The organism is Achromobacter spanius (genome assembly GCF_002812705.1).
Lineage (GTDB): Bacteria > Pseudomonadota > Gammaproteobacteria > Burkholderiales > Burkholderiaceae_B > Achromobacter > Achromobacter spanius.
In genome coordinates, this window is the sequence record NZ_CP025030.1 from 4,169,778 (window position 1) to 4,181,822 (window position 12,045).

Consider the following 12,045-nt stretch of genomic DNA (forward strand, 5'->3'; position numbering starts at 1 on the left):
CGATGCTCATCGCGCCAGCGCCTTCAGCGTATCCAACTGGTCGGCCTCGGCGGCGGGTTTGTCGCGCCGCCATTTGAGGATGCGCGGAAAGCGCACGGCCACGCCCGACTTGTGGCGCTTGGACAGGTTGACGCCTTCAAAGCCCAGCTCGAACACCTGCACCGGCTCCACCGAGCGCACGGGGCCGAAGCGTTCGCGCGTGTGGGCGCGCAGCCATCGGTCGAGTTCCAGGATTTCCTTGTCGTCCAGCCCGGAATACGCCTTGGCGATGGGCACCAGCGCATCCCCTTGCCACAGGCCGAAGGTGTAGTCGGTGTACAGCGTGCTGCGGCGGCCATGGCCGGACTGCGCATACAGCAGCACGGCGTCGATGGTGAGCGGGTCGATCTTCCACTTCCACCAATCGCCGCGCCGTCGTCCACTTTGGTAGCCGGCGGCGGCGCGCTTGAGCATGAAGCCTTCCACGTCGCGCTCGCGCGATTCCAGGCGCAATTCGGCGGCGGCTTCCCAACTGCCCGGCGCCACCGTGGGCGACAGCGACAGGCGCGGGTTGGGATGGCGTTGCAGCAGCGCTTCCAGCATGGCGCGGCGCTCGGCCTGCGGTCGGTCGCGCAGGTCGGCGCCGTTTTCCTCCAGCAGGTCGTAGGCCAGCATGCGCACTGGCGCCTCGGCCAGCCACTTGGGGCCGGGCTTGAGCCGCTGGATGCGAGTTTGCAAGGCCGAAAACGGCATGGGTCCGGTGGCGTCTTCCTGCCAGGCCAGCAGTTCGCCGTCCAGCACGCAGTCCACTTGCAGCGCGTGGGCGGCGGCTTCGACTTCCGGAAAGCGGCCGTCCAGCCGTTCTTCGCCGCGCGACCACAGCGCCACTTCGCCATGGCGGCGGATCAGTTGGGCGCGGATGCCGTCCCATTTCCATTCGATCAGCCAATCATCAATGGGGCCGAGCTTGGCCGGCTCGCCTTCCAGCGGCGAGGCCAGAAAGAACGGGTATGGCTGCTGGCGGTCGCCGGGCAAGGCTTCGGTGCTGAGCAGATCGCGCAGAAAGGCGGGGCTGGGCGTCCACGTACCCAGCATGCGTTGCGCGATGCGGGCAATGGGCACGCCCGACATTTCGGCTAGCGCCTGCTGCACCATGCGCTGCGACACGCCCACCCGCAGCGCGCCGGTCAACATTTTGTTGAACACCAGGCGCTGGTCGAACGGCAGGCTGCGCCAGGCCGGCACGATGATGTCGCGGCGTTTGGCTTCGTCGCGGTTGGCGGCGGGCAGCAGCACTTCTTCGATCCAATCGGCCAGGCCGCGCTCGGGACTCGCCTGCCCTTCTTGTTCGGCGGCGGGTTCGGGATCCGGCATCAGCAACGCCAAGGTCTCGGCCAGGTCGCCCACCTGGTCATAGCTGGCGTCCAGCAGCCAGGGCGGCGTGCCGGAGGCGGCGGCGGCCCAGGCGCGCAGTTCGGCCACGCCCGCGATCTTGCGGCGCGCGCTGCTGATCTTGCCGCCCGCCAGCAAATACAGCGCCCAGACCGCGTCGCGCGGCGGCGCATCGCGAAAGTACGCCACCAATGCCGCCCGCTTGTCCAAGGTGGCGGTACTACGGTCCAGTTCCTGATACAGCGCCGCGAATCGCTTCATGCTGGGCTTGGCCTCCGGGTCAATCGTCTTCGCCGTATTGGGTGGCCAGCGTTTCGGCCGCCGTGCCGGCGTCGTTCAGCGTGCGCACCAGCGCGTCCGTATCGCCATGCGTGGCGATGACGCGGCGCGCGCCCGTTTCATGGATGGTGCGCAGCAGGTCAGGCCAATCGGCGTGGTCCGACACGACAAAGCCCCGATCCATGTTGCGACGCCGGCGGTTGCCCCGCAAACGCATCCAGCCCGACGCAAAGCCGTGCTGCGCGCGGCGGAACCGCCGAAGCCATGTGCTGCCCGCGGCCGAGGGCGGGGCCAGGATCAGCTCGCCGGCAAAGCCCGGCCCGGACGCGGCCGGTGCGCCACCATCGGCATCGATGACCAGACGCGTGTCGGCCATGTGGATACCCGCCTGCCGGTACACGTCGACACCGGCCGCGATCGCGCCGTGCAAATAAACGGGCCGGTCGATCCAGGGGGCCAATTCCGCCAGCACGCGCTGCGCCTTGCCCAGCGCGTAGCAGTACAGAATGGCGGCCTCGCCGCGGGCGGCGCACAGGTCGCGCCATTGGACGATGTCGCGCGCCACTTCGGCCGTGTCGGGCCAGCGGTAAATGGGCAAGCCAAACGTGGCTTCGGTGATGAAGGTGTCGCAGGGCACCACTTCGAAGGGGCTGCAAGTGGGGTCCGGCTGGCGCTTGTAGTCGCCCGACACCACCCAGACCTGCCCATCGGCTTCGATGCGGACTTGCGCCGACCCCAGCACGTGGCCGGCCGGGTGCAAGGAGACCCGGGCGTTGCCCAGCGTGAAGACGTCTCCGTAACCGTGCACGCGGTAGTCCTGATCCCCCAGTCGCCACTGCAAGATGGGCAGTCCTTCGGCGCTGGTGTGATAGCAGCCCATGCCCACGCGGGCGTGGTCGCCGTGGCCGTGGGTGAGCACGGCGGTGGCCACCGGCCGCCAGGGGTCGATGTAGAACTGGCCGGCCGGGCAATACAAGCCTTCAGGCCGCCATTGCACGACGTCGGGCATCGAAACCTCCTCGGGCATGAGTTGTGCTGATGGGCGTGGTGTGTGGCACTTTCACGATACTTCAAGAGGTCTTATGCGAACCAAGCACATTCTGACGATCCTGGCATTGGTGGTGGCGGTGGCGGTGATGATGTCGATGGCGCCGTGGTGATGAGCCAGGCGCGGTCAGGTCACTGCTGGACGCGTTGTTATTAGTTGGCGGCGCAAGCCAGTGGCGCAACCCAGCCGGCCGGGTCATAAGCCGGCCGGGTCATTAGCCGCCGTCCAACCACCGCGCAGCGCGCTGGCAAAGCCACCCTCCACCCGCGAATGCGGGCGCGCGCTGGTAGTCACGCGCGGCAGGCTTGACCACGCGATCCGGGCCCCACCCTGCTCCAGCTTGTCCACCAGCGCCTGGTCTTCGCTGCACGGCAACGCTTCAAAGCCGCCAATGCGGCAATACGCGCCCGCTTCGATACCCAGGTTGGCGCCGTGCACATGCCGATGCCCGTCGCGATCCTGGTACTGCCCGGTAAACGTCCGGCGCGCCTGCGCGGCGCGGACGCCGTGCTCGCGCCAGCCCGCCACGCCCACCGTGCCGCACACGACTTCCGCATTCAAGGACAACTGATCCACCAGCCAGCGCGGCGATACGCGAGTGTCGGCGTCGGTGAACGCCAGCCAGCGCGCGCCGGCTTGCAGCAGATCGTGCGCCCCTTGCGCGCGGGCCACCCCGACATTGCGCGCGCCGATCGCCAGGCTATGCACGGGCCACGCCCCGATCAACTGCGCCGTGCGATCCACGCAATGATCCAGCACCACCACCACGCGCACGGCCTCGGCGCGCAGCTTCGGGTGCCGCGCCGCCCGCAGCACGGAGCGCAGGCAGGCGGTAATGTGGCGTTCTTCGTTGTGGGCCGGAATACAGATGCCGATCATGGCTCACCCTTCCTGTTGTCGGTGCCACCCGTCCAGCGCAAAAGCGCTGTCCTGGTGCTTGAAAGTCGGTACGAGCCCGCGCAGCGAACCTAGCGCATCGTGCAAGGCATTGGTGGCTTGCAGGCGGTCGTCGAAATCCGGCCGGTAGTGGCAGGCCACCAGTTCGCCATCGTTGGCCAGGCAGCGGTCCACCCCTTGCAGGAACAGCTCCAAGGCGGCGTCGTCCAGGTAATACCCCAGTTCTGACACGATGATCAGGTCAAACCCGCCATGCGGCACGGGCGGCCATTCGCGCGGCAGGTCCAGCGTCAAGGTGTCCACATGGTCAATGCCTTGGTCTGCCAGCCGCGCGCGGCAGCGGCTGAGCGCGGTGCCGGCGAAATCCGCCGCGCAAACGCGCTGGCAGCGAGCGGCCAGCAGCAAGCTCAGGTCACCGTTGCCGCAGCCCGGCTCGAAGGCATGGCGGTAATGCTCCCGCGCCAGCCCCGCCAGCAGCAGCGTGCGCTTGCGCCGTTCGTACCAGGCGCTGCCGACGCGCCAGGGGTCGGCGTGCTGGCGGTACAGCGTTTCGAAGTGGTCCACGCCTACAACTGCCACGGCGGTTCCTCCTGATTGCGGACCAGCCGCCCCAGCGCCGCCTGATCGCGTTCCGCGTGGCTTTGCCGGATGAAAACGGGCAGATCGGCCATCACCTGAGCGAAACCGGCGTCGCGGCACAGCGGCCCGGCGCCCAGCGCCCGCCCTGCCCGTGTGATTACCTCATTGGCGGCGGCCTCGACAGCCAGCCGCGCCCGAGCGCAGGCCAGCGCGCAGGCGTCCTTCGGGTTCGCGTCGATGAGGGCGGCGGTGTCGCGCAACACGGCGCGCGCCTGCGCCATGGCCACGTCGACGGCGCCCAGATGGGCCAGCCGATGCGGGTTTTCCGTCGGTGCGCTTGGTGCGTTTGGTGAGTTTGGTGCGTTTGGCCTCTCTGCCGGCGTGGCGGCTCGCAGCGTCGACGCAATGCGCGTCAACCCGCCATACCAGCACGCCGCCACGCCCGCGCCGCCATGTTGAAAGCCCGGCCGGTTCACGTAGGCACCCGGCGCGCCGACGGGCTGGCACACCGCGTCATCGAACACCACGTTGACGCTGGCCGACGCGCGCATTCCCACCGCATGCCAACCGTCGTTGGTGACCGCTACGCCAGGCTGATCCAGGGCTACCGCCACCAGGCAAGGTTCGCCCGCGGGGTCCCAAGCGCTGACCAGCGCATGGCTGATCGTGGCGGCGCCGGAACACCATGCCTTCACGCCGCGCAAACGGGCGCTGCCGTTGGGCTGCGGGACCAGCGCCACGCGGTAATCGGGAGGCTCGGCGCACCACACGCCCCAGCGGCTGCCCGCAGGCGCGTCAGGCGTCAGGCCGAGTTCCGCAAATATCGCCAAGGCATCCGTGTGCCCTTCATACAGTTTGACCAGGCTGAGGTCCACGGCGGCCACGCGGGCCAGCGCCTGCCAGCGGGCCAGCGTGGCGCCGGAACCTGGTAGCGGCAGGTGGTCACAGCCGGCATCCACCAGGTGGCGCATGGCCATGCCGGGATCGGGCGGCTCGGCCAAATCACTCCAATAGCCCATATCGCTCAACACGCGGCGAATGGCGGCCAAGGGCGCGCTGGGCAACAGAATCGCGGGGCGGCTGGTCATGACTTGCCACGCTTGAAATCCAGCGCATCCATGGCCGGCCCCACCGCTTGCGGCGCATAGCCGTCCCAGGGTGAGTTGCCCGCGTCCAGACGCTCATGGATATTGCTGATGGTCCAGTGCGCGCCGCTGGATAGTTTGTCGAGTTCGTCCCACGCCACCGGCACCGACACGCCCATGCCGGGCCGCGCCCGCGCCGACCACGCGGCCACCGTCGTTGCGCCAAAGCCATTGCGCAGATAGTCGGCAAAGATCTTGCCCACGCGATTCTTGGGGCCGCTTTTAGCCACGAAAATCTGCGGCAAGGTGCGGGCCAGATGCACCACGACGGTCTGCGCAAAGGACTTGAGCGTGTCCCAATCGTATTGACGGCGCAGCGGCACGACCACATGCAAGCCCTTGCCACCACTGGTTTTCAGCCAGGATTCCAGGCCAAGTTCATCCAGCATGGTGTGCACCAGGCGGGCAGCCTGCTGCATCGTCGCCCACTTGACGCCTTCGCCGGGGTCCAGGTCGAACAGCATGCGGTCGGGTTTGGAGATGGCCGTTTTCACGGCGTTCCAGGTATGGAATTCCACCACGTTCATCTGCACGGCCGACATGATGGCTTCGGCGGTGGGCACTTCCAGCAGCGGCGGATGATCCGGGTCCAAGCGCGTGGGCAAGGACTTCACGCCCGGCATGGCGGCTTCCAGGTGCTTCTGGAAAAAGAGCTGGCCGTCGATGCCGGAAGGCGCGCGCAGAAAGGATACGGGGCGGCCTTTCAGGTGTTCCAGCATCAGAGGTGCAACCAGGCCGTAATAACGCGCCAGATCCAGCTTGGTCAGTTTGGTCGACGGATCGATGACGCGCTCGGGGTGCGTCAGCCGCGCGGGTTTGGCGCGCGCGGGGGCCGTGGCCTGGGGCTTGGTGGTGGGCGAGTTGGTGGACTTGACCTGGGACTTGGCCCGCGGCTTGTCGGTGCTCACGGCCTGCGATCCAGACGCCGCAGCCGGCTTTTCCCGTGTGATCTGGCTGGGCGGTTTGTCTTGGCGCAAGCCGCGAAAGACCGAATGGCGGATATGCCCGCCGCTGGTCCATTCGCCGAACGACACCTCGGCCACCAGTTCCGGCTTGACCCAGTGCACTCCTTTCGCCTGCCCGCCGCTGACGGGCTTCTTGTCGGTTTCAAGGCCGGATAAAGTCTTGTGCAGCGCAATCAACCCCTGGCGGTCAAAGCCGGTGCCGACCTTGCCCGCATAGCGCAAGGCGCCGTCGTCCTCATGCACGGCCAGCAGCAAGGCGCCCAGGCCTTCGCGCGCACCTTGCGGGGCGGTATAGCCCACGATGACGAACTCTTGTCGCTTGGCGCACTTGATCTTCAGCCAGCTATCGCTGCGCCGCGATACATACGGCGCCGACTGGCGCTTGGCCATGATGCCTTCCAGCCCCATCTTGCAGGCCGACGCCACCAGGTTCGACGGCGTTTCCTTGAACGCTTCGCTAAAGCGCAGAAAGTCGTCGTCGGCGGTGTCCATCAATTGCGCCAGCAGGTCACGCCGCACGGTCAGCGGTTCTTCGCGCAGGTCCCGACAGCCGATAAACGGCAGGTCAAAGGCGTAGAACACGATATCGCCGGTGCGGTCGTTGTCAAAAGCGTTTTGCAGCGCCTGGAAACTGGGCACGCCCTGGTCGTTCAGCACGACCACCTCGCCATCGACCCATGCCCATTTGGCGGGCAGCTTGGCAAACGCCTGGACGATATGCGGCAGCTTGGCGCTCCAGTCGTGGCCGTTGCGGGTGTACAGCTTGACCGACTCCCCTTCGATGCGCACCAGCAGGCGGTAGCCGTCGAATTTCAGTTCGTACAGCCAGTCTTCCGCGTGCGGCGGCAGGCCGTCTACCAGCGTGGCAAGTTGGGGCTTGAATGAGGTGGGCAGATCGGCCGGCCGGCCGGGCAGCTTGCTTGCTGTGGAGGAGGCCTTGGTATCGGTATCGGGCGTAGTGGCGGCCGCTGTAGCGGACTTCGTAGCGGCCTTGGCTTTAGCCTTCGTCTTGCCAACGGCCTTCGCATCCCGCAGCGGCACCACGCTGTCCGGCATTTCGTCCACCACGCTGAATTCGCGTTCGGGGCGCGCATAGGCGTCGCGGTCCTTGATCAGCAGCCACGGCGGCTGCTTGTCGCCTTCCTTGCCCTTCATGCGCACCAGCGCCCATCGGCCCTGCATCTTCTTGCCTTGCAGGTCGAACTTCAGGTGCCCCTCGCGATAGCCTTTGCGCGCATCGGCCACGGGTGTCCAGACCCCTTCGTCCCAGATGATGACCTTGCCCGCGCCGTATTGGCCTTCGGGAATCTGGCCTTCGAACTGGTTGTAGGCAATGGGGTGGTCTTCCACCTGTACGGCCATGCGCTTGACCGAGGGGTCGAAACAAGGCCCCTTGGGCACAGCCCAACTTTTCATGGCGCCGTCCAGCTCCAGGCGAAAGTCGTAGTGCAGCCGGCTGGCCCAGTGCTTCTGGATGACGAAAGCGCGCGCGGACTCGTTGGCCTGCCCGCCCTCGGCGGGTTCGGTGGTCACCTTGAAATTGCGCTTTTGCCGGTAGGTTTTAAGACTGTCGGCCATGTCACGCCGCCTTGCGCGTAGAGGACGAGGCTTTGGTGGTCTTGCCCGCGGTCTTTCCCGTCGCCTTCTTGGTGCTCTTCGCCGACTTCTTCGCGGCCGTCTTGGTGGATGCCTTCTTCTTCGCGGCGGCCGGCTGTTGCTTGGCCGTCTTGCCTCCCTTCAAACTACGTTGCAGCAATTCCGTCAGGTCGATGACGTTATCGGCGTATTCGGGCGCTTCTTCCTGCGGTTCGACAACGGTTTCCGTCTTGCCGGCCTTCACCTTGCGAGCCACCAGGTCCATCACGGCGGCCTTGAATTCGTCCTTGAATTCCTCGGGGTCCCACTTGCCGGACATGTCCTCGACCAGCATCTTGGCCATCTTCAATTCGCTGGCGCTGGGCGCCATGCCCTTGGCGCCGACTTTGGGCAGATCCAGCCCTTCCAGCGACTTGACGTCATCGCCCCAGCGCATCAGGTTCAGCACCAGCACATCGCCCGACGGAATCAAGGCGGCCAGATGCTGTTTGGTCTGGATCACCACCTTGGCGATGCCGATCTTGCCGGTCTTGGCCAAGGTGTCGCGCAACAAGGCGTACACCTTTTGCCCCTTGTTGATGGGCGCCACGTAGTACGGCCGTTCAAGGTAGACAAAAGAGACGTCGCCGGCCTCCACAAACTGTTGTATCTCTATGGTTTGCGTGGTGCGGGGATAGGCGTCGGCGATCTCTTCCGGGGAAATGATCACGTACTGGCCGTCTTCGTATTCCACGCCTTTGACGATGTTCTCTTTGTCGATTTCCTTGCCCGTGCGCTTGTTGATGCGCTTGTACCCCACGGGGTCCATCGAGCGTTTGTCCAGCCAGTCGAAGTCGACCCCGGAGTCCGTCGTTGCCGTATGCAGGCCGACCGGTATATGGACGAGGCCAAACGAAATAGCCCCCTTCCAGATGGTTCTTGTTGCCATGATCCGCTCCTCTCAGTCGGTGCTGAGTGCAGCAAATTGTGTTCCCGCCTGGAATGGGGCGTCGTCAAAGAATGCGAATTCATAGTTAAGAAAGCACTTTAACTATTTTGCTTTAACGATGGACGATTAGACAGATCTATCAAGTAGTTATCGATTACTTAGAAAGTAATTTCTACCTTCAATATCTGCACTGCCGAACGCCCATCTTGATGTGCAAAGGGAAAACCCGAAGAAACTTTTTCAATTGAGAGTCGGTCGCAATTCGTTCAGTTGCATGTCAGGCGGGCCCGCTCGTGGCCTATCTCCCCTTTCCGAGAGTACCGATGATGCCGTCACGCACGCGCGCCGCCGCGCCACCGACCCGTTTTCCTCAAACCTCGGAAGAGACCGCGCCAGCCGGCCTGTCAGTCATGGACGCCACCGTGGTGCTGGTCGGCGTGGTGATCGGCATCGGCATCTTCGGCTTTCCGCCGCTGGTTGCCCAACACGCCGCGTCCGAGGCCATGTATATCGCGCTGTGGTGCGCGGGCGGCTTCGTCATGTTGGTGGGCGCGCTGTGCTACGCGGAATTGGGCTCGGCCTACCCCGGCGCGGGGGGCGAATACCTGTACCTGACCCGTGCCTGGGGCCCGCGCGTGGGCTTGTTGTTTGCCTGGGCACGCTGCACGGTGATCCAGACGGGCGCCATTGCGGTGGTGGCGTACATCTATGGTGACTATGCGCAACGCCTGATGCCGCTGGGCACCTACGGGCCGGCCGTGCATGCGGCGATTTCAGTGGTGGCGCTGACGGCGCTGAACGTGGTGGGCACGCGCCATTCCAAGCGGCTGCAATGGGTCTTCACGATCTTGACGCTGCTGGCCCTGGGGGCGGTGCTGGTGGCCAGCCTGTCGGGCACGGGCGGCAACGGGCTGGTGGCGCCCGTGGCACCCACGCCGCTTACCGGCAACCCGGCCGGGTTGATGGGCATGGGCATGGTGTTCGTGCTGCTGACCTACGGCGGGTGGAACGAAGCCGCGTATCTCAGCGGCGAACTGCGCGAGCCCGGACGCAACATGAGCCGGGTGCTGCTCATCGGCACGGCGGTGGTGACCGGCGCCTATCTGCTGACGAACCTGGCCTTGCTGGAACTATTCGGCCTGCAAGGCTTGCGCGACACCCCCGCGCTGGGTGCCGACGTCATGCAATTGGCGGCCGGCCCCTACGCGGCGGCATTGCTCAGCCTGACCGTCTGCGCCACGGCGCTAAGCACCATCAACGGCACCATCATTACCGGCGCCCGCGTGTACTACGCGCTGGGGCGCGACGTGCCCAAGCTGCGCGCCCTGTCGGGTTGGAGCGCGCGCAATGAAACCCCGGTCGCCGCGCTGCTGGCCCAGGGCGCCATCACCCTGGCGCTGGTGGGGTTGGGCGCGTTCAGCCAGAACAGCGTGCAGACGCTGGTGGCCTACACCGCGCCGGTTTTCTGGATTTTCATGCTGCTGGTGGCAGCGTCCGTCTGGCGCTTGCGGCAGTTGGATCCCAACCGCCCCAGGCCGTTTCGCGTGCCCTTCTATCCCCTGCCGCCGCTGTTGCTTGGCCTGACCTGCGCGGGCCTGGTCTATTCCAGTGCCGTCTATGCGGGGGCCGGCGCGTTGATCGGGCTGGTGGTGCTGGCGGCCGGCGTCCCGATGCTGCGATTGCTGAAACCCGCCCGATTGCCCGACTGACTTTTATTGTTCGACCCACAAGGAGCCATCATGCAAGCCTCGACTCAGCCTCTAGACTCCCGCCGCGTGACAAGTGGCGGCCTGCCACGGGCCCGATTCATCGCTGTCGCCACCGCCATGGCGCTATCGCTGGCATTCACCGCCGTCGCCATGGCGCAGCCCGCGGCAAAGCCCGCTGGGTCGGCAGCCCCAAGCGCTGCCAACGACGAATACAAGCCAGACGTGGGCCAGGCCGGCAAGGACGTGATCTGGGTACCCACGCCGCAAACGCTGGTGGACAAGATGCTGGACATGGCCAAGGTGACCCCGCAGGACCGGCTGATGGACCTGGGCTCGGGCGATGGGCGCACCGTGATCACCGCCGCGCAACGCGGGCTGACGGCGCAAGGCATTGAATACAACCCGGACCTGGTGGAGCTGTCGCGCCGCAACGCCCAAAGCGCAGGCGTGGCCGACCGCGCCACCTTCGTGGCGGCGGACCTGTTCAAGACCGACCTGTCCAAGGCGGACGTGATCACCATGTTCCTCTTGTCCACCATCAACGAAAAGCTGCGCCCCACCCTGTTGCAGTTGACGCCCGGCACGCGAGTGGTATCCAACACGTTCCGCATGGGTGACTGGGAACCGGATGCGTCCGAAACCGTCACCAAGGACTGCTCCACCTACTGCACCGCGCTGCTGTGGATCGTGCCCGCCAAGGTGGAAGGCAAATGGGAAGTGGACGGCCAGACGCTGCAACTAACACAGCAGTATCAGATGCTGTCCGGCAAGTTCGGGTCGGCCGACATCACGGATGCGCGCATGAACGGCACCGCCATCGCGTTCACCGCCAACGGCGTGCGCTACACGGGCGAAGTCAATGGCAAGACCATGAGCGGCACCGCCGACGGCAAGGGCAAGTGGACGGGCAAGCGGGTGTAGCGATCGGCGGGGTGTCTGCCGGAGTCACTGCTGGAGTCACTGCTGGCAATAGCGGCCGGGTCATTCAGGTTTGACCGGGCCGCTTCTCATGCAATAGCATGCGTTGCATGAGAAGAGACAGCAAACTTTCCGGCGTGCTTCACGTACTGCTTCATATGGCCGAAGCACCCGGCCCCATGACGTCCGAAGACCTGGGCCGGGTCATGCAGACCAACCCGGTCGTCATCCGCCGCATCATGGCGGGCTTGCGCGACCAACAGCTGGTGAGCTCTGAAAAAGGCCATGGCGGCGGCTGGACCATCTCTTGCGATTTCAACGCCGTGACCCTGCGCGACATCTACGAAGCGCTGGGTTCACCGGAAATTTTCGCCATGGGCAACCGTAGCGAATCACCGGGCTGCCTGGTAGAGGTCGCCGTGAACAAGGCGCTGACCGGCGCTTTTGAAGATGCCGAAGCCTTGCTGATGGCGCGCTTTGGCGGCGTGACCCTGGCGGCGTTGAGCAAGGATTTCCACGAAGCCATGGTCAAACAGGGACGCCGGATTGATCTGGGCGCGGTACATGAGCCTTGACGGCGCGAAGGTAGGAAATGCCGGTTCAGCGAGGC

At 65.6% G+C, this 12,045-nt stretch carries 10 protein-coding genes; 3 read left to right on the plus strand and 7 right to left on the minus strand.

Going from position 1 to position 12,045, the window contains the following annotated elements; all coding sequences use genetic code 11:
- Window positions 1-6: 6 nt before the first annotated feature.
- The 7 genes from CVS48_RS18780 to ku form a co-directional block, all read right to left on the minus strand.
- Window positions 7-1,632, minus strand: coding sequence for an ATP-dependent DNA ligase (locus CVS48_RS18780; RefSeq protein ID WP_100855758.1), 1,626 nt, complete (start codon window positions 1,630-1,632; stop codon window positions 7-9).
- A gap of 19 nt (window positions 1,633-1,651) precedes the next feature.
- Window positions 1,652-2,659, minus strand: coding sequence for a ligase-associated DNA damage response exonuclease (locus tag CVS48_RS18785; protein WP_100855759.1), 1,008 nt, complete (start codon window positions 2,657-2,659; stop codon window positions 1,652-1,654).
- A gap of 234 nt (window positions 2,660-2,893) precedes the next feature.
- Entirely contained in the window at window positions 2,894-3,577 is a 684-nt protein-coding gene (locus CVS48_RS18790) for a glycosyltransferase family 2 protein (RefSeq protein WP_100855760.1), read from the minus strand.
- Window positions 3,578-3,580: 3 nt separating this feature from the next.
- Entirely contained in the window at window positions 3,581-4,174 is a 594-nt protein-coding gene (locus tag CVS48_RS18795; RefSeq protein ID WP_100855761.1) for a class I SAM-dependent methyltransferase, read from the minus strand.
- Window positions 4,162-5,262, minus strand: coding sequence for an acyl-CoA dehydrogenase family protein (locus tag CVS48_RS18800; protein ID WP_100855762.1), 1,101 nt, complete (start codon window positions 5,260-5,262; stop codon window positions 4,162-4,164). The genes CVS48_RS18795 and CVS48_RS18800 overlap by 13 nt, the downstream gene beginning before the upstream one ends.
- A complete protein-coding gene (gene ligD / locus CVS48_RS18805) occupies window positions 5,259-7,862 on the minus strand; it encodes a DNA ligase D (RefSeq protein ID WP_100855763.1) in 2,604 nt (867 codons plus the stop codon). The genes CVS48_RS18800 and ligD overlap by 4 nt, the downstream gene beginning before the upstream one ends.
- Before the next feature lies 1 nt (window position 7,863).
- Window positions 7,864-8,808, minus strand: coding sequence for a non-homologous end joining protein Ku (gene ku, locus CVS48_RS18810; RefSeq protein ID WP_100855764.1), 945 nt, complete (start codon window positions 8,806-8,808; stop codon window positions 7,864-7,866).
- Between the two features lie 410 nt (window positions 8,809-9,218).
- Here ku and CVS48_RS18815 point away from each other — a divergent pair, with 410 nt between their 5' ends.
- The 3 genes from CVS48_RS18815 to CVS48_RS18825 all read left to right on the plus strand — a co-directional run bounded on the left by CVS48_RS18815 (window position 9,219) and on the right by CVS48_RS18825 (window position 12,010).
- Window positions 9,219-10,517 (plus strand): APC family permease, encoded by a 1,299-nt coding sequence (locus CVS48_RS18815; RefSeq protein WP_100855765.1) that lies wholly within the window; start codon window positions 9,219-9,221, stop codon window positions 10,515-10,517.
- Window positions 10,518-10,547: 30 nt separating this feature from the next.
- Complete coding sequence (locus CVS48_RS18820) at window positions 10,548-11,438, plus strand: methyltransferase domain-containing protein (RefSeq protein ID WP_100855766.1); 891 nt, start codon at window positions 10,548-10,550, stop codon at window positions 11,436-11,438.
- Window positions 11,439-11,545: 107 nt separating this feature from the next.
- Window positions 11,546-12,010: an RrF2 family transcriptional regulator gene (locus CVS48_RS18825; protein WP_100857742.1), complete on the plus strand. Its 465-nt coding sequence runs from the start codon at window positions 11,546-11,548 to the stop codon at window positions 12,008-12,010.
- Window positions 12,011-12,045 lie beyond the last annotated feature (35 nt).